Source organism: Aeromonas sp. DNRA1 (genome assembly GCF_963888745.1).
Lineage (GTDB): Bacteria > Pseudomonadota > Gammaproteobacteria > Enterobacterales > Aeromonadaceae > Aeromonas > Aeromonas hydrophila.
Map to the genome: position 1 here is coordinate 1,063,340 of NZ_CAWPKQ010000001.1, position 23,399 is coordinate 1,086,738.

Below are 23,399 nucleotides of genomic sequence, written 5' to 3' on the forward strand. Positions count from 1 at the left end.
TCTGGTGTCCGCCAGGCGACATCTTCACTTATCCCCGGCAGGCGGTTGACTGGAATGCAGCCCCTACCTTGATTGAGTCTCTCCATGCCAAGCGGATCACGCGATTACAACCTGACACAAAGTCGACACACCTCCTCCCCCCAATGGACCCTGCTGGGCTGCGGCGCCCTGGGCGGCGTCTTCGCCTCCCTGTTGACTCAAAGCGGCCAGGCCACTCGCGTCTTGCTGCGCGAGCGCCACCGCTCCACCCTGCACCCCGGCATCGACTTCACCTCGCTGGAAGGCCACACCCAGCTCATCAACATCGAGCGCGGTTTCATCAGCCAGCCCGGCCAAGTCAAACGGCTGCTGGTGATGACCAAGGCTGGCCAGGTCATCGAGGCGCTGACGCCGCTGGTGGGCCAGCTTGCGACCGACGTGCCCATCGTGCTGCTGCACAACGGCATGGGGATCGCCGAGCAGGTAGTCACCCTGTTCCCGCACAATCCGATCATCGCCGGCGTCACCAGCCATGGCGCCATGCAGAGCGGCCACTTCGTGTTCCGCCATACCGGCAAGGGCGAAACCTGGCTCGGCCCGGTCAACGAGGCGGCCAGAGCCCACGCCGCCCTGGCTGACGATCTGGCGTCCGCCCTCGGCCAGGCCGGCTGGGATGAACAGATCCAGGCGCGCCAGTGGCAGAAGCTGGCGGTCAACTGCGCCATCAACCCGCTCACCGCACTCTACAAGCTCAAGAATGGCGAGCTGGCCGGTCCGCGCTTTGCCGATGCCCTGCAGCAGATCTGCGTGGAAGTGGCGGACGTGATGCAGGCCGAAGGCCAACCCACCGGCAGCGACGAGCTGCTGCGCCGGGTCATGACGGTGGTGGAGCTCACCGCCGACAATTACTCTTCCATGTATCAGGACATGGAGCAGGGGCGCGAGACCGAGATTGAGGCCATCACCGGCTTCCTGCTGGCCCGGGCCGCTTGCCACGGCATCGCGGTGCCGGTCAATCAGGGTCTCTATCAGGCCATCAAAGAGAAGCAGTGAGCCCGGCGGGCTCGCCAACGCAAGGAGCAACGGATGAGCGTACTGGTATTGGTGGCCCCCGGGTCAGAAGAGATCGAGACGGTCGCCATCGTCGATACCTTGGTACGCGGGGCCATCGAGGTGGTGCTGGCCTCCTGCTGCCCCGCCGGGCAGCGCCAGATCCGCGCCTCCCGCGGCGTGCAGCTGGTGGCGGATTGCCACCTCGACGAGCTGGCGGATCAGGAGTTCGAGGCCATTGTGGTGCCAGGTGGCCTGCCCGGCAGCGAGGTTATCCGCGATACGCCGCGCGCCATCGCCCTGCTCAAGGCGCAGGCGGCAGCGCAGCGCTGGCGGGCAGCCATCTGCGCCGCCCCCGCCGTGGTGTTGCAGCACCATGATCTGCTGGGGGATGCCAGCGCCACCTGCCATCCCGGTTTTCAGGCCCGCCTCCCTGCGGCGCAGCTCAGCACCGCGCGGGTGGTAACCGATCAGGCTCATCGCCTTGTCACCAGCCAGGGGCCGGGCACCGCCATCGAGTTCGCCCTCGCGCTGGTGCGGGTGCTGCGCGGTGACGAGGCTGCCCGTGCGGTGGCCGGCCCCATGGTGTTGCCCCCCTCGCTCATGCCCTGAATGACTCTTCCTTTCGCAATGACGGAGCGCCCCTTGCTAATTGGCAAGGGGCGCTCTGCGTTGGGCGGGCCGCTTCGCAGCCCGCCTCAGATCCGGCTCAACTGAGCATTTCGGGCCTGAGCTGCTCCATCAGCAGGTGGTTGTCGCTGTAATCCACCGGGATGGCCACCACCGCCGGCCCGCTCACCGCCATGGCGGCGCGCAGGGTCGCTCGCAGATCCTCGGCACAGGTGACGGCAAACCCGGCCGCCCCGAACGACTCGGCATAGGCCTTGAAGTTGATGGGGCCGAAACTCACCCCGGAGCTGCGGCAGTACTTTTTCTCCTCCTGCATCGCCACCATGTTGTAGCCGTTATCGACCCAGATGATGTGCACTATGTTGGACTTGAGCCGCACCGCGGTCTCCAGTTCCATGCTCGACTGCATGAAGCTGCCATCACCAGACACCGAGATGATCTTCTCCCCCGGGCGCACCATGGCGGCCCCGATGGCCCAGGGCAGCGCCACCCCCATGGTCTGCTGGCCGTTGGAGATGAGCACCTGGCGGGCCCGGAAGCTGTAGAGATAGCGGGCAATCCAGATATGGAAGCTGCCCATGTCCACGCACAGGGTCATGTCCTGCCCGATGATGTCCTGCAGCTCCTTGACGATGCGCAGCGGATGGATGGGGGTGCCTCCCAACCGACCGGCATGTTCGGCGAGCTGATGGCGCTGGGCACGGATCTCGCCGAGCAGCGCGGTAATGGCCGGATCCCGCGCCAGCGGCTGGTGCAGCATCCGGGTCAGCCGCGCCAGGTTGGCGCTGATGGAGCCCACCAGCTCCACCGCTGGGCAGTAGCTGCTGTCGATCTCCGCTGGCAGCGCATCGATGTGCAGCAGCTGGCGCTCACCGGTGCCGTTCCACAGCACGGGATCATATTCGATGGGGCTGTAGCCGATGCAGATCACCAGATCCGCATCCTGCAGCAGCTTGTCCCCCGGCTGGTTGTTGAACAGCCCCACCCGTCCGGCGAAGTCATCGAAATGGTGGGTATCCACCACCCCGGCCGCCTGATAGGTACCGGTCACCGGCAACCTGCTCTTGTCGAGGAAGGCGCGCACTGCGAGGGAGTTCTCCGGTCGGCTGGCCAGCAGGCCAAGCAGCACCACCGGCTTGCGAGCCTGCGCCAGCAAGCTCAGCGCCCGATCTATGCCGCGCTCGTCGGCCGCTCCCGGCTCCGGGATGGCGCTCGGCACGAGGATGGCGCCGTCGGTCGGCTCGTTGATGATGTCCATCGGCAGGCTGACGAAGGCCGCCCCGGGCCGCCCCAGCTCGGCGCTGCGAAAGGCGTTGGCCATCACCTCGGAGAGGGCGGAGCCGGTGCCCACCTGGGCGCTGAACTTGGTGACCGGCCGGCACAGGCTGACGGTATCCAGGCTCTGGTGGGTCAGTTTGAGGCCATCGGCCCGCCGCACGGCACCGCCCAGCGCCACCATGGCATCCCCTTCCGAGGTGGCGGTGGCAAGGCCGGTGATGAGGTTGGCACAGCCCGGCCCCGAGGTCACCAGCGCCACCCCGGCCTTGCCGGTCAGCCGGCCGACGGCGGCGGCCATGAAGGCGGCGTTTGCTTCGTGGCGCACCACTATGGTCTCGATGGGGGAGTCCTCCAGCGCATCGAATACCCTGTCGATCTTGGCCCCGGGAATGCCGAATACCTGCTTGACCCCTTGCGCCTCCAGATGGCGCACCACCAGTTCGGCCCCACAGGCCCAGTGTTGATTTTCCATGATGTCACTCCTTGTTAAGCGAAGGGCTCAGCCTTCGGCGGCGCGGATGGCGCGGTCCAGATCGGCGGGATTGAGGTCAGCCTGTTGAAAGGCCGGATTGCGGGGCAGCTCGATATTGAGGTGTTGCACCACCGACAGCTGCAGCTGGCCGTGGCCCATGGCGTAGTCGAGGATGTGGCCGCCCCCCCGGCGATCCTCGGTGATGAAGTGCTCGTGATAGCCGGCCACGTTGATCCCCTGCACGAAGGGCGGGCAACGAAAGCCCACCAGGGTGCCGCGCCGCTGGCTGAACGAGAACAGCGGCTGGGCCTCGATGGCCTCCAGCATGGGCTTGTAGGGGGGACTCTGACAGGGGACGGTGCGCACCTGCGCCTGTTCGAACAGGCCGTCGAGCCGAAAGGCGACGAAGACGTTGTCGGTACCCACCAACCGATCCACCCACTGGTGGATCTCCTCGCGGCTCAGGGGATGATCGAAGCGCCGCTGCAGGCAGGGGCGAAAGTGGGTCATCACCGCAAACGGGGTCTTCTGCTCGGCCTTGGCCGGACGGGCCGAGCCGTCAGCCTTGAGCTGGTGGATCTGGCGCTCGAAGGCAATCAGCTCGCCGTCGAGCCGGTTGAAGGTCCCGAGGCCGAAGTCACCGTGGCGCAACAGGTCGGCCATGGTGGTCTCCCCCTCGTAAACCCCCGCCAGCAGAGCACTCATCAGGGAGCTCTGGTAGACCTCGCCGCCGCCCTGGCGAGCCTGCCAGCGGGCAAACTGCTGGCTGATCTCGATGGCGCAGTCACATGATGAATTGGTTTCCATTTGGATTTCACCTCCAATCCTGTTAGGTTGGCAAATCAGGATTCAATAGTGACCAAGATCACAGTTTGATACCAATATCCAAACCCATCAGCTTCGAGACGTACCAGATATGGAATTCCGTTACCTACGCTACCTGGTGGCCGTGGCAGACAAACAGAGCTTTACCCGCGCCGCCGAGGCGTTGGGCATGGCCCAGCCACCGCTCAGCCAGCAGATCCGCAAATTCGAACAGGAGGTGGGCACGCCGCTGTTTCACCGGCTGACCCGCAGTGTGGAGCTGACCGAGGCGGGGCTGAGCCTCTATCAGGATGCCAAGGGGATACTGGCGCAGACCGAGCAGGCCATGCAGAAGGCCAGGCGTATCGCTCGTGGCCAGCTGGGCTCGCTGCGCCTCGGCTTTGCCGGCTCCACCGTGCTGCACCCGAGCGTGTTGCAACTCATCCACGACTTTCGCCAGGCCTGGCCGGAGGTCAGCCTGCACCCAATCGAGAACAGCATGCCCAATCTAGTGCGCGACCTGGTGAGCGAAGAGCTGGATGCCGCCATTCTGCGTCTGCCCTGCAGCAGTAGCTCGGCGCTGGCCCACCACCTGATAGACGAGGAGGAGATGCTGATTGCCCTGCCCCCGCACCATCCGCTGGCCGACAGTGGTGCCATTCCCATCGAGGCGCTGGCGCAGGATCCCTTCATCCTGTTCCCCCGCGAGCTCGGGCCCGGGCTGCATGACGCCATCACCCAGCGCTGCCAGCGGGCCGGCTTCAGCCCCCGTCTCGGCAGCCAGAGCCCGCAGGTGATCTCCACCGTCGGCATGGTGCAGGCCGGCTTCGGGGTCGCCATCATCCCGCGCTCGGTCAGCGAGCTGCATCCCCACGGCGTCAGCTATCACCCCATCGCAGATGAGCCGCTCACCACCCGCATCAGCCTCGCCACCCGCCGCCATCCCCGCCAGAAAAGCCTGCAGCATCTGATTGGGCTGATCCCCGGCCATCATTGAAAGACAAACAAAAACCCCCATCGGCATAAGCTGATGGGGGCATTAGTGCCGCATTACATAGCGTACGAATATTGGTCTACTTAATAATTAAGCTCACCTTTATCGCCGGTTTAGATGAAACAGAATCGTTATTCAGCCACAGGATTCACATCGGTGACGGGCTGGGCAGCACGATAGGCATCCATGATGGGAGCCCAACCCATTCCGTTAGGAACTGGGTATTGCTTGAATAGCTCACCATATTTTTTGTCAAAATCATCCATACCATATTGGCGCACTATCGATACTTTCTGATCATACCAATCATCGGTTACCTCTTCGGCTATGCCGCGGACAAGCAGTAGGTCAGGGCTGAGCTGCAATCCTCCTCCGGTTAATATGACCTCGAAATAACCACCAGGAGCCAATCCAAAATAGAGGCGATTTCGTCTATCGTAGCGTCCTTCGACTAAATACACCTGACGCATTTTTTGCTCTAGATCGGTAGGTAAATCCACTTTGATGCGGTAGCGCTTGCGATCATGGAACGAAACCAACTCAATCACAGCTTTATCGGGGATGGAAACGCCATCGGTAGGCAGGCCTCCACCGCCCGCCCAATAATAACGCTGTCCCTTGATTCTGTCGGCAAATAAACCTCCAGCCCCGCCTCCAGCCAAGCTGTCGGCATAAACCAGTTTCCCTCCAAGATAGAACTCGGTCTTGGTGTTCTTAGTAAGGTCTATATTGCTGCCCGAACCATAACGCCAAGCAAATTTAGGCAAAGGTTGTGGCGCCGCATTGGTCATCAATGACAGGCCAAACCACAACAATGCAACGATATATTTCATCTTTTTGTTGGTACTTCCTGCTCTAGATGGAAGAGACTCATGCTCTCGAGCGCCTTCATATTGTCAATATATCGGCGGCGCATGTCTTGGCGAAGCGCTTCAATCTCCTCTGGCGTGAGCTGTCGCGGGAGGATATCTGGCACTTTTGATCGACATTTTCAAGCTCCGTAGGTATCACCTTACTGGGTCAGTATCCGTCTTGGGTTGGGCAGTGCGATATGCATCCATGATAGGTGCCCAGTCCATACCACTGGGGGTAGGATATTGCTTGTAGGCATTACCGTATGCTTTGTCAAAATCGTCGAACCACTCTTTGTATACTTTGGTGACAGGATTTTCCTTGTCTTGCGAGGTTTGAATTTCGTTAGCAATCCCCCTGGCCAGCAAGATATCAGGCTTCACTTTGGCGTTGGTTAAAAACGCCTCCACATAACCACCGGTGGCCATACCTAAGCCAATGTTATCTCGGCGTACTTCACGCCACTCATCCCTCACTTTGATGCGATAAGGTTGCGCAATCATGCTTTCCAGCTCTGCTGGCAAGGCCAGGCTAATGCGATAGCGCTTTTTATCGTGGAATGAAATCCACTCCACTTCTACCCGATCGGGGGCGGGGTGAATATCTCGGCGACCGGCAGTTATCAACCAGCGATAGTCCCTTGCACGAAGTGATTCTGTATCAACGCGACTCGACGATCCGTTGGTTGAGGCATCTACCAATTGTCCCTGACGATAAAAAAGCACCTCCGTCACCCATATTTCATCAGCATTGGATCCTACCATATGGCGCCAGTCCAGTTGCTTGGGGCCTGTGGGGGCTGCTTGGCAGGATGTGACTAACGGCAACAGCAGCAGTAAGAGTACCCAACGCATTAATTAACTGGTTCATTGTCAGTGTGAGGTTGTTTGGCACGGTAAGCATCCATGATGGGCGCCCAGTCCATACCCTGCGGAATTGGGTGCTGCAGGTAAGTGGCGCCATAATCCTTATCAAATTCCGCAAAAGCATTATTGAATTGTTTGGAAAGTGGCACCTTTTCGTCTTGCCAAGGCCTTATTTCTTTAGCTATGCCTCTTGCCAGTAAAACATCTGGTTTAACTTTGAATTTGGTTAGAAATACTTCAACGTACCCCCCAGGAGCAAGTCCAAGTGCGATTATATTTCTTCGTACTTCTTGGCGTTTTTCTGCATTCAATATCCAGTAACCTTGTGCAATCTGAGAGTTTAAATTTGATGGAAGCATCAGAGTGATGCCGTAGTGTTTTTTGTCATGGAAGGAAACCCATTCAATATCAACTTTATCAGGAATTGGCTGATTGTATAATTTTCGCCCTGCACCTATGCGCCAGCGATAATCCTTTTCTCGTAAAGCCTCAGCTCCAACATAACCAGCATCACCGTTTGACGAGCTGTGAATGAGCTTCCCCTCATGATAAAAATTGGCCTTTGTGTGCCATATTTCATCCGCGTTGGAGCCCACCATATAATACCAATCCATAGTCTGTGGGGTGCTTGCCACACCTGTAGCGCTAAAACCAAGCAGACCCAGCGCTAGTAAAGGAAGTTTTATCCAACTGAATTTCATTATCCGCCTTCCTGATTATTGGAAATTTTACATCCATCTCTACCATCGATATTATTCGCCATATTGACCAATCCAGTTTCTGCACTATGGTATAAGTATTCAAAACGAAGATAACGATAGGCATCTGATGTTAATTTATTCGCTAAATTTTAACTATACCTCGTTCTTTAGCGGCATTAATTCATTGCTCATCTAGCTTGGCTAGCTGCGACTAATGGCAACATCAGCAGTAATAGGAGTGTGCGCATTGATTCCATCATCGCACCGGGTTTATATCTGTCTTGGGCTGTGCCGCACGGTAGGCGTCCATGATGGGAGCCCAGGCCATTCCGTTGGGAACGGGATGTTTATTAAACAACTCTCCGTATTTGCTCACAAATGAATCTATCCCATATTGCTCCGCAACAGGGACTTTTTGATCGTACCAATCATCCGTGACTTCTTCTGCAATACCACGAGAAAGTAATATGTCAGGACTAACACCAAGACTGCGCCCCATCAATAGCACTTCGTAGTATCCACCAGGCGCTAGGCCAAAGTAGAGCCAGTCACGACGTTCTTTACGCCCATCGACTTGATAAACCTGCCTCATCCGCTGTTCCAAATCCTTGGGCAGATCAACCTTGATGCGATAACGCTTCTGGTCGTAAAACGATACAACTTCAAGAACCGCACTATGGGGGATTGGCTCGCCATCCGTCGGCAGTCCCCCTCCGCCAGCCCAATAATATTCTCTCCCTATAATATTTTTTTGAATGCAGCACCGTAGTTTCCCTTGCCCTTATCAGCGTAAAAAAGCTGCCCATGTCGAGAAAACTCCGTTTTGCTACCCCAGATATCATCGATATTACTACCGACTCCATAGTGCCATTGAACCGGCTGTGATGCTGACGAACCAGCACAGATCATTAAGGAAAAACAGAACAACACTACCGCAATACATTGTTCCATCATGCCTCCTGATTATCGATCAATCGGCGACGTTCTTTGCTCACCGACTTCTCGTACTTCTTGATATTGACTGAGTTGGCAATACCTTGATTACTGGCACTATGATGCAAATAGTCACGGCGTAACGCCCGATAGATCTCTGGCGGCAACTGATGGGCCAGATTTTTCACTACTCTCGGTTCACCGATATCATCAATTGACTGGCTCGGTATCCGTTTTGGGCTGGGCGGCGCGGTACACGTCCATGATAGGAGCCCACGCTTCGCCGGTTGGGACCGGATATTTGTCGTAATAGGGTCGGAAATTTTTATCGAAACGGGCCCATCGCTCCTGATATTGGCTATCTAGCGGCACTTTCTTGTCATACCAATCGTCGGTCACTTCATGGGCCATACCACTAGCAATCAGCACTCCGGGTTTAACATATGGACCTTCTAAAGTTACTTCTACATACCCTCCGGGGAAAAGCCACATTTCAATCCAGTTACGCTGTTTTATCCTTTTATCTTCTAAGCGGTAACGCTGCGCCATCTGCTTCCCCAAATCCTTGGGCAAATCCAGCGTGATCCCATAGCGCTTCTTGTCGTGATACGACACCCATTCTATCTGCACCTTATCTGGTACTGGCTGGTTCTCAAAACTACGGCCACCACCAACCTGTCCCTGATATTTTTTCTCTTTCAAGATACTTTCATTTACAGCAGATACTCCCCCAGTACTTGACTCGTTTGCCCCCATTCCTTCCCGGCTAAATAAAGCTCGGGTATGCCAAATTTCATCTGCCCTCGTGCCAACTGAGTAATCCCAATCCATCTTGGTCGGGCCATTGTCGTTGCACCCAGCTAGCCCTAGTAACAATAACGGCAGTAATAACCAACGTCTCATTTCCCCCCCTCCAAGTTGCTGATGATGCGGCGAGCCTCTTGCCCATTAATACGGTTTGCCCCGTTCACCAACCCATCATCCGCGCTGTGATGCAAGTACTCGAAGCGCAAGTATCGATAGACCTCTTCCGAGAGCTGTTGACTCAAATCTTTGGCCACCCCAGCCTCGTTACCAGCATTAACCCAATGCCCATCCAGCTTGCTCAAATCAACTCGTGGTTTTATCGGCGCTCCACTATCCAGCATCAAGGCCTTGTCTGTCTTATCCCACTCACAGAATGGAACACCCGCCGTCCTCGCGGCTTCGACCATGATGTGTAGGGGGATACGGGAATACTCGCCCTCAACGACCCGGTTGATCAGCACGGTTACACTGACTTCCAACGGTTTTTTCCAGCCAAACTCAGGACGGTTTAACGTGCGAACTCGCAAATTGAGTTTCCCTTTCATCGGATCACTAGCTGGAGAAGGCAACACAGTCACCCCATTTCCCCAGCCCTGACGCAATTTAGCTTGGGCATAGTCCATTGCTTGCTGATAGGCGGAACTTTGCTCCGGTCGGGTTCCTGCGGGTTCCATACTTTGAAACAGCTTAATCGCCTTTTGCTCCGTCAGAGCCGGATTGCTATTGGGGTTTCGTAAACTCCAACGACTGTAATAACCGCCGCCAATGTCCGAGTGGCAACCTGGCAGCGCCAGTTCGGTGAAGTTGGACGCAATCTGTTTACCCTCCACGTCATTGGTGATCCGGGTCAGGGCAAAGAAGTAGCGCCACTCATCCTTGGCTGTCAGGTGCACGACCCGCTCCGCACAATCCGAGGCTAGCGTGATGTTACGTGCTTCCAGTAGCGACGAACAGACAGTATCGAACAGCCCGACAAACTTGATCCTGCAATCCTCCCGGCTTGCCCAGTCAAAACCTGCTTTCAAGCGGATACTAGATTCTTTGGATACTGCCTCAACCAGTGGGTGATCAGCCTGCAGGTCGATCGTGTTCACGAACTGCCGTGCCGCCGAAGCCCCCCGACTAAACCCAAACACGTCAAATTCGATCTTGTGGATACATTCCAAAGTTGTTAGTTCATTTCCTAATTGCTGTTTGATTTGTTCAACAATTTTCTCACGGCAGGCTAGCTGGACCTTGCCATCACTAGATGTCGGACCTGCATCCATACCTTGGCCAACAAGGGTTGAGTCACCTTTACCAGATTCTGTCCCAATGCCATCGAGATAAACACGCACGACCAGCCTTCCTGGTTCATTGGGGATATATAAGTCATAAGCCTTCCCAATATTAGTGATGTCGTTCCCTTGGCTGTTATCACTCACTGACACCGTCCCCGCCATGCACTGCTGACGTACCCTCTCTTGTTCTAGCGGATCGCTGCATTGAGCCAGAAAGGCTTCTATCTCTGCTTTACCTTCCTCATGTTTAAAGGAGTTGTTGGCCGTGCCATCAAAGAACACACCGATACGCAGGATATTCAGCCGATACCCCTTCACCTCAATCACGTAGGAGTGCTTGGTGATAAAGCGCGACGGTTGAGCCTGCCCAGCTTTGTGCCCTTCCGGTAGCGGCTGCTCGGGGTCGGTGAGGCAGAGGTCGCCAGTGGTCACTTTGATATGCTCTCGTTTGACGTCGCAGTGCCCGAATAGCTTGTCTGTATAGGCGGGTACCAGTGTGCTCTCACCCTCCTTGAGGGCCTCACGGGACTGCGCCGCCTTGAGCCAGGCTGGCGTCTCGATTTTTACTGTCACCGGACCAACTGCAAACCCTCGCACCAGGGTGGGTCCATCCTTCAGGGTGATCGTCTCTGACTTGCCGGTTTCGTCAGTCAAAGTGGCCTTGAGCCCCTTGAACGAACGGTTGTGCTCATCGCGAATGTCTACCTCTATCCAGTTATCATAACGTTCGCAAGGGATACAGTGGGGATCTGCCGCCATCAGGATACTCCTGTCAATTCGTGATGTTTGTTCAGCCAGTTGGCTACCTGAACCAGCTCATCGTCGGTCAGCATCAAAGGCCCCCGTATCTCTTCAAGAGGCAAATTGGCCTGCAAGGTCAAGGCACCAGCCACCACACCATCGCGCACATCCTCTTGCAGCCCATCCTGATTGGCCAGTTTGAGTGTGGGTAAAATGGTCCCGGCCGGGTCAGGATGGCGCTCCATCATAGCCGTCATGGTCTGCCATAACCGCCGCCGCAAGATGTAGGCATGACGGTTCTCGTCGTAGAGTCCAACCAGATGATGAGACCGGATATGAAACCAGGGGGTTTGCAATGCGGGTTGGAACCGGGCATGAGGCGTGCGAGAGAAGGCCTTGCCATGGATCCAGAGCCCGGAACAGGGCCCCAGCACACTATCGCGTTCATCAGGGGTCATGGCGCTGAGCATGGGCAGGAAAATGCGCGGGTCAGAGAAACGAAACCAGACAGCTTCTCCCTTGCGTATCGCTTCTATCAGGCTCTGCCAATGGCGGCGGATCAGCTCCACTGATTGGTCGCTGATCAGATAGAAGCCGCTCAGGGCGGGATTGGCCATCATGAACTCAGTGGAAGGCGCTGGCAGCAACCAAGGCCCCAACGCAGACTGCTCATCGAAAGCGGTACCGGCAAAAAGTGGATTGGCATTCTCTCCGTCATAGGTATAGAAATCCGCCACGGCTGATTCTGCCTGGGCTCCATCGATGACGGCGTACCTCTCACCCGCTTGCTCGCCAGCGAGCCAATCAGATAACGTCATAATACGGAAACCTCAATCAGTCGCTTGATCCTGCTGCGGTTGTCCGATGCATTGTCAGAGGTTGGAATCGTATTGAGCAAGGTATCGAAATCACCGCTCGTGGAAGAAACCACCCGATCGACCCTTAGCCTGGTCTGAGTCGGAAACAGCATTTCTGCTTCCCCCTTGAAGTGCGCAGCGTCACCCAGCAGACGGCCACCATGACCGGCAGGCAAGCGGATCTTCAACAAGGTATCGTTGACCCAGGCCCTGTCCGGTGAGGTACTCATGAATCCTGGCTCAACAACGATATTGCCCACCCCTGTGAACTGATCTTTGAGGGCTGCAAGCTCCGGCTTGTCCAGCGCCAGCCCCCGGTAGACGAAAGACAACTCAGGTGAGGCCGGCAATTTGGCCAGACCCGCCTCCACATCGGCAACATAGGCCTTCATTGCCTTATCAAATTCACCCGTAGATGTCGGCTCATCATTCAAATAGCTGCGACTAAGCAGGGTATCGATGGCCTCTCGCTGTTTGTAGGGGCGATCACGCAAATAGTTATTGAGCAATGTGTACCCTTGCGCCGAATAGTATCTAAGTGCTTCATCCGCTTTGGATATCTCTACCGTCGCCCACTTCTTTGCCGGCTTTATGCCTTCCCCTGTGGCCGCAACAGGTGGTGGCGGTGGCATCATTGGGCCTCCGGCAAGCTGGGGTGGGACGGGCGGTGGAGCTGGTGGGCCCCCGGCAGGCGGAGGTGGTACAGGTGGCGGGGCTGCTGGACAAGGCTTGGCCAGCGGCGCCATGGACTCCATGCTCTTGTGGATGGCCGGGGCTGGCAATGTTGCTGCTGGTGGTGTTGGCACCTCGACATTGCCTGGCTGGGTGGGGGCCTTGCCACCCCAACCAGAGCCAGAACCCGGGCTGCCGCCTGAATTCATCTTGATGGAGCCGCCACTGAGGGTAACGCCGCCGGCATCCAGCTTCACAAAGCTGCCGCCCACCTTGAGGGTCAACTCGGCGCCGGCTTCCATCACGATTTTCATGCCCGCCTTGTGGTGCACTTCACTGCCTGCATCGACCAGCAGCGACTGGCCCAGCTTCTGGTGCATCGAGGTATCGACCGTCAGGGAGTAGTCCGCCTTGATGTGGTCGCGCTTCTCGCCCTCCACCGTCAGGTGGTCGTTAGCCTTGATGCGGGTGACCCGCTCATTGTCGATATCGGTATGTTGGTCGTGTTTGATGTGCCAGGCGGCATTATTCTCGATAAGCACGTTCAGGTCTTTCTGACCGTGGATATAAATCTCTTCCTGCCCCGCCTGGTCTTCAAAGCGCAGTTCGTTGAAACCCTCCCCCTGATGAGTCTCGGTACGCAGCACGGTGCGGGTCTTGTTGGCTGGCAGCTCGTAGGGCGGCCGGTTGGTGGCGTGGTAGGTGCGACCGGTGATGATGGGCTGGTCGGGGTCCCCCTCCAGGAAGCTCACGATGACCTCGTGACCGATACGGGGTATCGCCATCATGCCGTACTGACCGCCGGCCCAGCCTTGCGAAACTCGCACCCAGCAGGAGCTCTGGTCGTTGCTCGAGCCGTAGCGGTCCCACGGGAATTGCAGCTTCACCCGGCCATGCTCGTCGCAGTAAATCTCCTCCCCGTCGGGGCCCACCACCATGGCGATTTGCGGGCCATCCACCATGGGCTTGTGAGGAGCCTCAGGGCTGCCGATGCGCGCCCGCCAGGTGGTGCTCGCTTTCACCACCCCGAATTCGTTGTGGTAGACGGTGGGGCCGCTGCCACCCTCCTCTTCCAGTGCCTGCGGCTGCAAGCCGGTGTGCTGGATGCGCACGATTTGCCAGTCGGTGTTGAGGCTGCCGTTGGGGTGTTCGGTGAGCGAGAAGCTCTGCCCTGGCAGCAAGGCGGCGCAGTTGGACTTAGCCAGGCCCGCCACCGCATCGTTGCGCAGCGCATCGAGCCGATGTTGTGCAAAGGCCTTGCCGCTCGGTTCCTGCTTGTAGCGGCCCGGATAGTCGAAGTGCTGGTAGGTATCGCGCTGGTGCTCGAGCTCACTGCCCTGCTTTTTGTGAGAGAGGCCGTAGGCAGGCGTCTTGAAGCTGTAGTCTTTGAGCTCCACATCCGACGGGCGTACCGCCTCGCGGTAGTGGAACTGGCGCACATAGGGACCTTGCTCCAGCGAGCGGTTACCGAGGTTGAAGAAGAGCTCGGGGCCTTGAGTCAATGCCGCCGCATCGTCTGCAAACACGATGCGGTGCTTGCCCGCTTCAAACTCGTGGAAGTAGAACATCCCCTCTTCGGCGGCGAGGCGGTTCACAAAATCGAGGTCTGTTTCGCGATACTGAACGCAGTACTCCCGTTTGGCGTGCTCGTTTTTCAACGCAAAGGCGTAGTCGGTGATGCCGTGCTCTTGCAACAGGATGGAGAGGATTTCATCGGGCTTTTGCGCCTGGAAGATGCGGGAGTTCTGGCGCAAAGAGAGCCGCCACAGGGCCGGCTGCACCGTGAGCTGATAGCGGGTGCGGCGAAAGCCGCTATCACCCTGCGCAAAGTCACTGACCACCCCGCACACCCGGCGTTGCAGCTCGCCGTTGTACCACACCAGCAGCTCGCACGGCTGGTCCAGCACGGCGCCAAAGTCGATATCGGGCTGGGCACTCGCCAGCTCCAGACGCAGGTTGAACGGCCGGTTCAGCCCTTCATCCAGCGCAAACTCGGCCACCACAAAGGTACTCTCGGGCAAGGCCCCCACCTTGACGGTAAATTGTAATCCTGTGCTGTCTGCCATGAAGCGCTCCTTAACCTGCCTGTCCACTGCCTGAGCCAATCACCACGCCGCCGCAGCCGACGGCGGTACCAATCGCAGTGATGGGTTGGCCGCCACACCGCAAAGTACGCTGGCGACCAGAGGTGCTGCGCGGACGGAGGGGATTGTCGGATTTATCGTAAGGGGCCCGCGGCTCGTCCTGCCGGGACGCCAATTTGCTACCGAGAAAACGCTCAGAGCTGACTGAAATCACGGGAGATGGGAAAAGCCCATCGCGCTCGATGAGCACGTCACCGGACGATGCAATGGTGGAACACATGACGACTGGCCTCTGTTGTGCTTTGCCATAAGGTCGCCTCGCAGCCATATGGCAAAACACAAAAGCTCCGACCGCATCCAGTTGAACAGGTCGGAGAAAACTTGCATGGGCCTGACGACAGCTGACACTGCCATCGTCAGGCCATGGGGTGCACTACAAGGAATAACGGCAAATAAGAGATCGAGAGTTAGGCCTCGATCGGTGCACGCCAGTCATCTGCACCGGAAGTACCGGCAACGGTGTGTTCCCAATCGATCTTGCGGTAGGCCATGGAGACCTGGATCAGCTGGGTGAAGTCAGACTTCGCCGGATCCTGGCAGTGCGGCATCTGGCAGTCGATGTCAACGATGGTGGCATCGGTCAGCACGGTAGAGAAGAAGTGCTCCTGCTTGCCCTCGACAGAGGTGCGGTACCACTTCAGGGTCACTTTCGGCAGCATTTCGCCGGACGCCAGCGAGTTGTACATCAGCGGCACGGCCTTGTTCAGCGCAACGGTGAACTTGAACGGTTTGTGGACACGCTGACCCGCAGGCTGACCGGATTGCGGGTCAGTCGGCACGGTCACGACGTGCTGGAACTCTTGTACCAGCATCTCGTCTTCGTGACCCTGCACGAAAATGTTGCCGACGGAATCGGAAGTGAAGGCACCAGCGGTGATATTGCCCTGGGTTTTACCTTCGATGCTGATATAACATGGAGTTGGCATGAGTTTGCTCCTGATTGGTTGAACGGTAATGACACTCGACCGAACCAGTTAGCAGCGACCATGCCACTCTTTTTTATATTTATTTTTCAAATGCTTAAGCAAAAAACTAGCAGCCCTGCCGGATACATGACGCAAAAAGTTGCAACCAGCAGACTATTGCACCATTATCTATTGCACTTACAGTGGAACATCTCGCCACCTACGCAACAAGTTGCTTAAAACAAACATAATCACTGCTTTTCATCCACATTGGCGACCAGCGCCATCTCCACGTTCAACCTGACCATCCCCTGCTTCAATGCCCATGAAATGGCCTGGCTCTTGCTGCTGGCCCCCAGCTTGCTGACCACATTGTTCAGATGAAACGTCACGGTACGGGGAGTGATCCCCAGGATCTGGGCAATATCGCTCACCTGCTTGCCCTCCGCCGCCCAGCGACACACCTCCAGCTCCCGCAAACTCAGCGCATCGTGCGGTGACAGACTCGCCAGACAGACACGGGCCACCGCCTCAAAAATATGCATGGAGAGCCAGCTGATAAAGGGCACCGCAGAGAGCCATTGCTGTCGGGTGCGAGGCGTACTGGTGATAAAAGAGAGCAAGCCGACATGACCGTTGGCACCGTGCCAGGGCAGGGTGATGCCATCGCAAATGCCGTACTCGCTGGCCAGCTGCATCACCTCCCGGCCTTGCTCATCACAACGCGCCTCATCGTTCACCACATCGGCCCACAGAATGGGGGTGCTCCTGGTCATGGCGCACTTGACGATGGGGTCGATGGCAAAGAAGCCGCTGCTGGTGTAGGTATCAACCCAGGCCTGCGAACAACCGTTGAAGATGATTACGTCAGGACGCTGGATGGTACTGGGAAAGATCAGGGCCAGGCGAAAATAGTCGAATCCCATGCGCCCGCTTAGCTCGCGCAGCAAGGTCACTATGGTGCGCTCGTCAGCGGCCGTCTCGAACTGGGCGATGAGCTCCAGCGCGTGCAGGGTATTCATTTCTGGGGTATGAGGATCATGCACAAGGTAGGCCAGCCAAACATGGAAACATGCCAAATGTTAACAAGCGTCAACAGATGACACACTCCGGCAGGTCGGAAAATCAGAACTCTCCCACACTTTATGCTATCGAACCGTATTTTTTGTAATGAAATGCTACAGAAAAACAAAATTGTTCCACGTGCGACCAGTCATGACTCCTACGGATGTTAATCATTGCAACATTCGTCATTGCTGACCTCTCACCGGCGGACCAACAGTCCTCCACGCTGCCTGCATCAAGCAGCAGAAGGAGTCCAAGTTGTGGCGGATGAGCCAGCGAGACGAGATACCTACCGAGCTGTGCGAATATCAGGGCCAACGGAGACGATCAAGACGCTGGTTGTCCGGCGATAGTCTCGCAATGAACGCAGAGAAAACAGGCAGGAAAATCGCAAGCGTCAGCCTTGGCCAACTGCCTGAAAAACGTGGATAAAGATGGCTTGACCAATCAGAGGCAGAATGACGGCGGGGATTTGAATAGCAAAAAGGCCATCCTTTCGGATGGCCTTTTTGGCTGAATAAATGGCGGAGGAGGTGGGATTTGAACCCACGGATGGTCGCCCATCGCCGGTTTTCAAGACCGGTGCATTCAGCCGCTCTGCCACCCCTCCGCGACAGTGCGGCGAATATTACCCATGGCGATTGCCCTTGTAAATCCCCTCGCCGCTTGTTTGCCGATTTATTGGGCTAAATGACGCACAAAGCCGCCAATTTGAGCATAACCAGCGCTTTTTCAACCAGATAACTTGACTTGAAAACAGACTCACCCACTATAGTCAGCATCACGAAATCCCCAGCAAGATGGACTTATGAAAATCAATCATGCCCTGCTTTGCGCCCTGTCGGGTGCCACCCTGCTTGCGGCGCCGGTTCAGGCAAGCGAACTGACCAAGAGCGACGTGGAACAGATAGTGCGCGACTATCTGGTCAAGAACCCGGAGATCCTGGTCGAGATGTCCAACGCCCTGCGCGCCAAGCAGGAGAGCCAGCAGGCAGCCAACGACAAGACCTTGATCAAGGCACACGCCAAGCAGCTCTATAGCAACCAGGATCCGGAGAGCGGCAATCCCAAGGGCAGCCTGACCGTGGTCGAGTTCTTCGACTACAACTGCGGCTACTGCAAACGCGCCCACCCGCTGATCAAGCAGCTGCTGGCGGAAGACAAGGACATTCGCTACATCTACAAGCAGTTCCCAATCCTGAGCGAAACCTCCTACTTCGCCGCCCGCGCCGCCCTGGCAGTACAGCTGGGTCAGCCCGACAAGTATCAGGCCTTCCACGAGAAGCTGTACGCCCATCAGGGCCCGCTGGCCGACGAGGCACAGGTGAAGCAGCTGGCGGAAGCAGCTGGCGTCAACTGGAGCAAGGTTGAAGCCAAGATCAAGGATGGCAGCATCGATCAGAATCTCGGTACCAACCGGGCGCTGGCCGAAGCCATGAGCATCTCGGGCACACCGGCCTTCATCATCGGCGATCAGATCCTGCGCGGCGCCCCCCGTGATCTGGCCAGCCTGAAAGGCTTCATCAAGGATGTGCGCGCCGGCAAGAGCATTCAGTAATCCCGTTCCGGCACATAAAAAACGCCCCGGCATGCCGGGGCGTTTTTTATTCAGGCTTCACATCCTCAGGCTTGGTAGCCGTTCGGATTCTGGCTTTGCCAGCGCCAGGTATCCACCATCATCCGCTCCAGACCGCGCTCGGCCTGCCAGCCCAGCTCGGCACGGGCCTTGTGCGGTTCGGCCCAGCACTCGGCGATGTCGCCGGGGCGACGGGGCTTGATCTGGTAGGGAATGGTGCGACCGCTGGCCGCTTCAAATGCCTTGATCATCTCCAGCACCGAATAGCCCTGACCGGTACCCAGGTTGTAGGTAAAGACGCCGGTATCCGACGCGATGCGCGCCAGTGCTTTTAGGTGACCGATGGCGAGATCCACCACGTGAATGTAATCGCGCACCCCGGTACCGTCCGGCGTCGGGTAGTCGTTGCCAAACACCCCCAGCTCCTTGAGCTTGCCCACGCCGACCTGACTGATATAGGGCAGCAGGTTGTTGGGGATGCCGTTGGGATCTTCACCAATCAGGCCGCTCTCGTGGGCACCGACCGGGTTGAAGTAGCGCAGCAGCACGATGGCCCAGCGCGGATCGGACTTGGCGAGATCGCGCAGGATCTCTTCGACCATCAGCTTGGAGCGGCCATAAGGGTTGGTGGCGCTGGTGGGGAAATCTTCCCGCAGCGGTACCGAAGCCGGATCGCCGTAAACGGTGGCCGAGGAGCTGAATACCAGCCGGAACACGCCGGCGTTGGCCATCTCTTCACACAGCACCAGGGTGCCGGTGATGTTGTTCTGGTAATAGGTGAGCGGGATCTGGCTCGACTCGCCGACTGCCTTGAGCCCGGCGAAATGGATCACCGACTCGATCTGGTGGACGGCAAACAGCTGTTGCAGGCAGGCCCGGTCCAGCACATCCCCTTCGACGAAGATGACCGGCTTGCCGGTGATCCGCTCGACCCGTTTGAGCGATTCGGGAGAAGAGTTGGAGAGGTTGTCCAGCACCACGACCTGCTGCCCGATGTTCAAGAGTTCAACCAGAGTATGGGAGCCGATATAGCCGGCGCCCCCTGTGACCAGAATTGTCATTTTGTATCCCGTGTTCGACTGAAACTGGGGGCAGAGTCTACCCGTCCAGCCTTCTCAGGAAAAGAGCAGGATGCCAATGACACCCTCAATAGTCGACGCTGACATCCCCGCTGGCGGTGCAGGAACAGGCCAATGCCACCCCGCGTTCGAGATCCTGTGCGCTCAGGGTCATCACGCTCTGGCGCTCGATTTTGCCCTCCGTGGTACAGCGACAGGCCCCACAGACCCCGGCACGGCAGGCCGCCATCATGGTCTCCCCCGCCCCCTCGAGCGCTGCCAGCAAGGTCTGACCCGGCAGGATCTTGACCTTCTTGCCGCTCTTTTTAAGGGTCAGCCAGAAGTGGTCGCTGCCGGTCGTAACTGGCGCTGCACTCGATGTAGCAGCAGGCAGACCGAATGACTCCTGGTGCAACTGCGCTGCCGGCAGTCCCAGCTCCGCCAGCATGGTGCAGACGGCGGTCATGTAGGGGGCTGGGCCACACAGATAGACGTGGCGCGCCAGCAGGTCTGGCGCCAGTTCCCTCAGCATCTCCGATGTGAGCCGACCAACCCAGGGACAAGCCGTCGGCGCCTCTTCCCCTACTTTCTCCAGCACTAAAGCGTGGCGCACGCCGGAATGGGCAGCGGCCAGCGCAGCCAAGTCATCTGCGAAGATCACATCCTCCGGCGAGCGGGCACTGTGAATGAAGCGAATGTCTGCATCCGGCCGTTTGGCCAGCTCGTCCCGCAGCATGGCCCACATGGGGGTGATGCCGGAACCGGCGCTCAAGAGCAGCGGCTGCTCGCAGGGCAAGGCAGTCAGGTTGAAGTCGCCGAAGGGGCCATCCACCCGGATCTCGTCCCCCACTTGCAGGGTCTGGTGCAGATGGTGGGAGACCAGTCCGACATCCTTGATAGTGACCTGCCAGCAGGCATCCTGCGGGCTGGAAGAGAGGGTATAGGCACGGCAGTGGGGCTTGCCGTCAATCTCGGTGTGCAGCGTCACACACTGGCCAGCCAGCACGGCAGGCAGGTTGCCCGTCTGCGGCACGAACTGCCAGCTCGCTACATCGTGGGTATCCGCCCGGCGGCCGATGCACCTGAGGGTGAGGGAGGTGGAGGTCATCGCAAGGCTCCTCTTGTTGAAAAATGTTGGACAGGTGTCGTTAAAAAAAGGCGAGCCATCAGGCTCGCCAAAGGCTTACAACATGCTGAGCGTGTAAGGCGGATGTGGCGCCGCTCAGGCCGCCAGGATCTCAGCGAGATCGGCTTCGGCCGTGGTGGTTCCTTTCAGGCCAAATTGCTCTTCCAGCACCTTGAGCAGAGCCGGGGTGAGGAAGGCCGGGGCGGTCGGGCCGGTACGGATGTCTTTCACGCCCAGCGCCAGCAGGGTGAGCAGAATGACGATGGCCTTTTGCTCGAACCAGGAGAGCACCAGGGTCAGCGGCAGATCGTTGACGCCGCACTCGAACGCCTCGGAGAGCGCCAGCGCCAGCTGGATGGCGGAGTAGGCATCGTTGCACTGACCCACGTCCAGCAGACGGGGAATGCCGCCGATATCGCCGAAGTCGAGCTTGTTGAACTTGTACTTGCCGCAACCCAGGGTCAGCAGCAGGCTGTCCTGCGGGATCGCCTTGGCAAACTCGGTGTAGTAGGCGCGCTCTGCACGGTCACCGTCACAGCCACCGACCAGGAAGAAGTGGCTGATTTCGCCGGCCTTAACCTTGTCGATCACCGCTGGGGCAGCCTGCATCAGGGCGTTGCGGGCAAAGCCGATGGTGATGAAGTGCTCGAGCTCAACGTGTTTGAAGCCTTCCAGCGCTTGCGCCTTGGCGATCACGGCGGAGAAATCTTCCCCTTCCAGATGGGTCACGCCCGGCCAGCCGACGATGGAGCGGGTGAAGATGCGATCCGAGTAGTTGCCCACGTTCGGGTCGATGATGCAGTTGGAGGTCATCACCACGGCGCCCGGGAAGTTGGCAAACTCCTTCTGCTGGTTCTGCCAGGCGGAGCCATAGTTACCCACCAGGTGTGGGTACTGCTTGAAGAAGGGGTAGGCCAGCGCCGGCAGCATCTCGCCATGGGTGTAGACCTTGATGCCGGTGCCCTTGGTCTGCTCCAGGATGAGCTTAAGATCCACCATGTCGTGACCGGAGACCAGGATGCACTTGCCCGGTACCGGAGTGACGCGAACCTGGGTCGGCTCGGGGTGGCCGAAAGCGGTGGTTTCACCGAGATCCAGCATCTCCATGATCTTGAAGTTGAGCAAGCCAATCTCCATGGCGCACTTGAACAGCGGATCCAGATCGCTCGGATCCGTGCCGAGCCAGCTCATGATGCGATGGAATTCGGCGGCTACTCCAGCATCCTGCTGATCCAGCACCCGGGCGTGCTCCATGTAGGCGGCGGCGCCCTTGAGGCCGTAGAGGCAGAGCAGGCGCAGCCCCATGATGTCTTCGTTGACCTCGTTCTTGCCGCGGTTGACTGCGGTCTGCGGCGCCTGGGCCAACTGGGCCAGCAGATCGGCACCCGGCTCGAAGCGGGCGGCAGCGGAAAGTGCATCGGCCTGTACCGCCAGCGGTGCCAGCTTGGCGGCCAGTTGCTGACGATAGGTCAGCGCCTGGTTGACATACGTCACGATGCGGGCGGAGTCGAAGTTGACGTTGGTGAGGGTGGCGAAGAAGGCCTTGGGCACGAAGGCGTCGATCTCGCTGTCGACGATGCCGTGCTCGCGGGCCGCCAGCGCCCAGGCGCTGAGCCCCTGCAGGGTATAGATCAGCACATCCTGCAGATCCGAGGTTTCCGCCGTCTTGCCGCACATGCCTTGTGCATAGGCGCAGCCGTTGCCTGCCGGGGTACGAATTGTCTGTTCACATTGCACACAAAACATCATGCCTCTCCTAATTAGACATTTCAGTTGCTTGTTTTGTGGCGATTCTATTCCTACGGCTCAGAACTTAATAGGCATTCAATTTGCCAATTCAATTTTCATTGATGCAGATCAAAAACAAAAAAGCCGCCCAAACAGGGCGGCAAGCGGGTGGATAAAAGGAGAGACAACTCAGGTTTGCAACAGAACACGATAACGGAACGGGTCGGGCTCGCGTCTGGTCAGGCAGATCCAGCCCTTCACTTCATCAAGCCGGCATACTTCGCAGCGTCCGGCCTGGTTAACTATCAGGCTAAATAAGCTCGCAGCATCCAGACCAGTTTCTCCTGCTGCTGCACGTAGTCGGAGAGAATGGACGCAGTCCCTTCATCACCGGTATCGGCGGCCTGCCCCAGGATACGGCGCTGAGCCACCAGCAGTTCGCGGAAACTCTCCAGCAGGGATTCGACGCAGGCACGACCATCGTGCAGCCCCTTCTGCTCGGGAATGGCGGAAACTTTCAGGTAGTCGCTGAAGCTGTGCAGCGGCACGCCATCCAGGGTCAGGATGCGCTCTGCCAGAGCATCGACCTTCAGCAGCAGGTCGTTGTATATCTCTTCAAACTTCAGGTGCAGCTCGAAGAACTGGTTGCCGCGGATGTTCCAGTGGAAGCCGCGAACGTTCATGTAAAGGATCTGGTAGCTGGCCAGCAACTTGTTCAGCTCGGCGGCCAACGCTTGTGATTGAACGGTATCAAGACCAATCGGACTCTTCATGTTTCACCTCCAGATTTGACGACCAGGTCATCTTAGAACTCATCAGACTCAAAAGGTAATAGTTAAGATCTAACTGATTGATAGAGTACGGCTATCATCCGTGTAGCC

General features: G+C 57.8%; 22 protein-coding genes, 1 tRNA gene and 1 pseudogene. 4 read left to right on the top strand and 20 right to left on the bottom strand.

Annotated elements, in window-relative coordinates:
- The first annotated feature begins 84 nt into the window (after positions 1-84).
- On the top strand, positions 85-1,032 hold the full coding sequence (locus tag AACQ43_RS04805; protein WP_073349183.1) for a ketopantoate reductase family protein: 948 nt from the start codon (positions 85-87) through the stop codon (positions 1,030-1,032).
- A 33-nt stretch (positions 1,033-1,065) separates the two neighbouring features.
- Positions 1,066-1,641, top strand: a complete 576-nt coding sequence (locus tag AACQ43_RS04810; RefSeq protein ID WP_168966215.1) for a DJ-1 family glyoxalase III — start codon at positions 1,066-1,068, stop codon at positions 1,639-1,641.
- A 97-nt stretch (positions 1,642-1,738) separates the two neighbouring features.
- Here AACQ43_RS04810 and alsS read toward each other — a convergent pair whose 3' ends face one another.
- Entirely contained in the window at positions 1,739-3,409 is a 1,671-nt protein-coding gene (gene alsS / locus AACQ43_RS04815; protein WP_076361094.1) for an acetolactate synthase AlsS, read from the bottom strand.
- A 27-nt stretch (positions 3,410-3,436) separates the two neighbouring features.
- Complete coding sequence (gene budA / locus AACQ43_RS04820) at positions 3,437-4,216, bottom strand: acetolactate decarboxylase (RefSeq protein ID WP_073349176.1); 780 nt, start codon at positions 4,214-4,216, stop codon at positions 3,437-3,439.
- 109 nt (positions 4,217-4,325) lie between these two features.
- Between budA and AACQ43_RS04825 the strand changes: the two genes are divergently transcribed.
- Positions 4,326-5,210, top strand: coding sequence for a LysR family transcriptional regulator (locus tag AACQ43_RS04825; RefSeq protein WP_168966217.1), 885 nt, complete (start codon positions 4,326-4,328; stop codon positions 5,208-5,210).
- A gap of 128 nt (positions 5,211-5,338) precedes the next feature.
- Here the strand turns inward: AACQ43_RS04825 and AACQ43_RS04830 are convergent, their stop codons facing one another.
- The 14 genes and pseudogenes from AACQ43_RS04830 to AACQ43_RS04895 all read right to left on the bottom strand — a co-directional run bounded on the left by AACQ43_RS04830 (position 5,339) and on the right by AACQ43_RS04895 (position 17,640).
- Positions 5,339-6,040: a DUF2931 family protein gene (locus tag AACQ43_RS04830; RefSeq protein WP_168966219.1), complete on the bottom strand. Its 702-nt coding sequence runs from the start codon at positions 6,038-6,040 to the stop codon at positions 5,339-5,341.
- Positions 6,041-6,214: 174 nt separating this feature from the next.
- On the bottom strand, positions 6,215-6,913 hold the full coding sequence (locus tag AACQ43_RS04835; RefSeq protein WP_168966221.1) for a DUF2931 family protein: 699 nt from the start codon (positions 6,911-6,913) through the stop codon (positions 6,215-6,217).
- The gene (locus tag AACQ43_RS04840; RefSeq protein WP_168966223.1) at positions 6,913-7,626 is read right to left on the bottom strand and encodes a DUF2931 family protein; all 714 of its coding nucleotides are present in this window, start codon (positions 7,624-7,626) and stop codon (positions 6,913-6,915) included. Before AACQ43_RS04840 ends, AACQ43_RS04835 begins: the two co-directional genes overlap by 1 nt.
- Positions 7,627-7,882: 256 nt before the next feature.
- A complete protein-coding gene (locus AACQ43_RS04845) occupies positions 7,883-8,383 on the bottom strand; it encodes a DUF2931 family protein (RefSeq protein WP_156559856.1) in 501 nt (166 codons plus the stop codon).
- On the bottom strand, positions 8,365-8,577 hold the full coding sequence (locus tag AACQ43_RS04850) for a hypothetical protein (protein ID WP_248280960.1): 213 nt from the start codon (positions 8,575-8,577) through the stop codon (positions 8,365-8,367). The genes AACQ43_RS04845 and AACQ43_RS04850 overlap by 19 nt, the downstream gene beginning before the upstream one ends.
- Before the next feature lie 192 nt (positions 8,578-8,769).
- On the bottom strand, positions 8,770-9,462 hold the full coding sequence (locus tag AACQ43_RS04855; RefSeq protein ID WP_168966226.1) for a DUF2931 family protein: 693 nt from the start codon (positions 9,460-9,462) through the stop codon (positions 8,770-8,772).
- Positions 9,459-11,405, bottom strand: coding sequence for a T6SS phospholipase effector Tle1-like catalytic domain-containing protein (locus AACQ43_RS04860; protein WP_168966228.1), 1,947 nt, complete (start codon positions 11,403-11,405; stop codon positions 9,459-9,461). Before AACQ43_RS04860 ends, AACQ43_RS04855 begins: the two co-directional genes overlap by 4 nt.
- Positions 11,405-12,205, bottom strand: a complete 801-nt coding sequence (locus AACQ43_RS04865) for a DUF4123 domain-containing protein (protein WP_168966230.1) — start codon at positions 12,203-12,205, stop codon at positions 11,405-11,407. The genes AACQ43_RS04860 and AACQ43_RS04865 overlap by 1 nt, the downstream gene beginning before the upstream one ends.
- The gene (locus tag AACQ43_RS04870; protein WP_339354050.1) at positions 12,202-12,999 is read right to left on the bottom strand and encodes an ADP-ribosyltransferase; all 798 of its coding nucleotides are present in this window, start codon (positions 12,997-12,999) and stop codon (positions 12,202-12,204) included. The genes AACQ43_RS04865 and AACQ43_RS04870 overlap by 4 nt, the downstream gene beginning before the upstream one ends.
- Before the next feature lie 72 nt (positions 13,000-13,071).
- A pseudogene (locus AACQ43_RS04875) lies at positions 13,072-14,982 on the bottom strand (type VI secretion system Vgr family protein); the annotation flags it as partial.
- A gap of 10 nt (positions 14,983-14,992) precedes the next feature.
- Positions 14,993-15,280 carry a hypothetical protein gene (locus tag AACQ43_RS04880; RefSeq protein ID WP_168966234.1) on the bottom strand — a complete coding sequence of 96 codons (288 nt, stop codon included), beginning with the start codon at positions 15,278-15,280 and terminating at the stop codon, positions 14,993-14,995.
- Positions 15,281-15,467: 187 nt separating this feature from the next.
- Positions 15,468-15,986: a type VI secretion system effector Hcp1 gene (gene hcp1, locus AACQ43_RS04885; RefSeq protein ID WP_005332563.1), complete on the bottom strand. Its 519-nt coding sequence runs from the start codon at positions 15,984-15,986 to the stop codon at positions 15,468-15,470.
- A gap of 230 nt (positions 15,987-16,216) precedes the next feature.
- A complete protein-coding gene (locus tag AACQ43_RS04890) occupies positions 16,217-16,987 on the bottom strand; it encodes a LuxR family transcriptional regulator (protein WP_168966236.1) in 771 nt (256 codons plus the stop codon).
- A 565-nt stretch (positions 16,988-17,552) separates the two neighbouring features.
- Positions 17,553-17,640: transfer RNA gene (locus AACQ43_RS04895), tRNA-Ser, on the bottom strand.
- A 198-nt stretch (positions 17,641-17,838) separates the two neighbouring features.
- Here AACQ43_RS04895 and AACQ43_RS04900 point away from each other — a divergent pair.
- Positions 17,839-18,588, top strand: coding sequence for a DsbA family protein (locus tag AACQ43_RS04900; RefSeq protein WP_168966238.1), 750 nt, complete (start codon positions 17,839-17,841; stop codon positions 18,586-18,588).
- Positions 18,589-18,653: 65 nt separating this feature from the next.
- Here the strand turns inward: AACQ43_RS04900 and galE are convergent, their stop codons facing one another.
- The 4 genes from galE to AACQ43_RS04920 all read right to left on the bottom strand — a co-directional run bounded on the left by galE (position 18,654) and on the right by AACQ43_RS04920 (position 23,291).
- On the bottom strand, positions 18,654-19,667 hold the full coding sequence (gene galE, locus AACQ43_RS04905; protein WP_168966240.1) for a UDP-glucose 4-epimerase GalE: 1,014 nt from the start codon (positions 19,665-19,667) through the stop codon (positions 18,654-18,656).
- A gap of 85 nt (positions 19,668-19,752) precedes the next feature.
- Entirely contained in the window at positions 19,753-20,772 is a 1,020-nt protein-coding gene (locus tag AACQ43_RS04910) for a hybrid-cluster NAD(P)-dependent oxidoreductase (protein WP_168966242.1), read from the bottom strand.
- A gap of 114 nt (positions 20,773-20,886) precedes the next feature.
- Complete coding sequence (gene hcp, locus AACQ43_RS04915) at positions 20,887-22,536, bottom strand: hydroxylamine reductase (RefSeq protein ID WP_168966244.1); 1,650 nt, start codon at positions 22,534-22,536, stop codon at positions 20,887-20,889.
- 287 nt (positions 22,537-22,823) lie between these two features.
- Positions 22,824-23,291 carry a Dps family protein gene (locus AACQ43_RS04920; RefSeq protein ID WP_076362344.1) on the bottom strand — a complete coding sequence of 156 codons (468 nt, stop codon included), beginning with the start codon at positions 23,289-23,291 and terminating at the stop codon, positions 22,824-22,826.
- Between the last annotated feature and the right edge of the window lie 108 nt (positions 23,292-23,399).

Bases quoted from the DNA above. Each gene is read 5' to 3' on its own strand.
- AACQ43_RS04805 (WP_073349183.1), top strand. From the start codon at position 85: ATGCCAAGCGGATCACGCGATTACAACCTGACACAAAGTCGACACACC.
- AACQ43_RS04810 (WP_168966215.1), top strand. From the start codon at position 1,066: ATGAGCGTACTGGTATTGGTGGCCCCCGGGTCAGAAGAGATCGAGACG.
- alsS (WP_076361094.1), bottom strand. From the start codon at position 3,409: ATGGAAAATCAACACTGGGCCTGTGGGGCCGAACTGGTGGTGCGCCAT.
- budA (WP_073349176.1), bottom strand. From the start codon at position 4,216: ATGGAAACCAATTCATCATGTGACTGCGCCATCGAGATCAGCCAGCAG.
- AACQ43_RS04825 (WP_168966217.1), top strand. From the start codon at position 4,326: ATGGAATTCCGTTACCTACGCTACCTGGTGGCCGTGGCAGACAAACAG.
- AACQ43_RS04830 (WP_168966219.1), bottom strand. From the start codon at position 6,040: ATGAAATATATCGTTGCATTGTTGTGGTTTGGCCTGTCATTGATGACC.
- AACQ43_RS04835 (WP_168966221.1), bottom strand. From the start codon at position 6,913: ATGCGTTGGGTACTCTTACTGCTGCTGTTGCCGTTAGTCACATCCTGC.
- AACQ43_RS04840 (WP_168966223.1), bottom strand. From the start codon at position 7,626: ATGAAATTCAGTTGGATAAAACTTCCTTTACTAGCGCTGGGTCTGCTT.
- AACQ43_RS04850 (WP_248280960.1), bottom strand. From the start codon at position 8,577: ATGGAACAATGTATTGCGGTAGTGTTGTTCTGTTTTTCCTTAATGATC.
- AACQ43_RS04855 (WP_168966226.1), bottom strand. From the start codon at position 9,462: ATGAGACGTTGGTTATTACTGCCGTTATTGTTACTAGGGCTAGCTGGG.
- AACQ43_RS04860 (WP_168966228.1), bottom strand. From the start codon at position 11,405: ATGGCGGCAGATCCCCACTGTATCCCTTGCGAACGTTATGATAACTGG.
- AACQ43_RS04865 (WP_168966230.1), bottom strand. From the start codon at position 12,205: ATGACGTTATCTGATTGGCTCGCTGGCGAGCAAGCGGGTGAGAGGTAC.
- AACQ43_RS04870 (WP_339354050.1), bottom strand. From the start codon at position 12,999: ATGGAGTCCATGGCGCCGCTGGCCAAGCCTTGTCCAGCAGCCCCGCCA.
- AACQ43_RS04880 (WP_168966234.1), bottom strand. From the start codon at position 15,280: ATGTGTTCCACCATTGCATCGTCCGGTGACGTGCTCATCGAGCGCGAT.
- hcp1 (WP_005332563.1), bottom strand. From the start codon at position 15,986: ATGCCAACTCCATGTTATATCAGCATCGAAGGTAAAACCCAGGGCAAT.
- AACQ43_RS04890 (WP_168966236.1), bottom strand. From the start codon at position 16,987: ATGAATACCCTGCACGCGCTGGAGCTCATCGCCCAGTTCGAGACGGCC.
- AACQ43_RS04900 (WP_168966238.1), top strand. From the start codon at position 17,839: ATGAAAATCAATCATGCCCTGCTTTGCGCCCTGTCGGGTGCCACCCTG.
- galE (WP_168966240.1), bottom strand. From the start codon at position 19,667: ATGACAATTCTGGTCACAGGGGGCGCCGGCTATATCGGCTCCCATACT.
- AACQ43_RS04910 (WP_168966242.1), bottom strand. From the start codon at position 20,772: ATGACCTCCACCTCCCTCACCCTCAGGTGCATCGGCCGCCGGGCGGAT.
- hcp (WP_168966244.1), bottom strand. From the start codon at position 22,536: ATGTTTTGTGTGCAATGTGAACAGACAATTCGTACCCCGGCAGGCAAC.
- AACQ43_RS04920 (WP_076362344.1), bottom strand. From the start codon at position 23,291: ATGAAGAGTCCGATTGGTCTTGATACCGTTCAATCACAAGCGTTGGCC.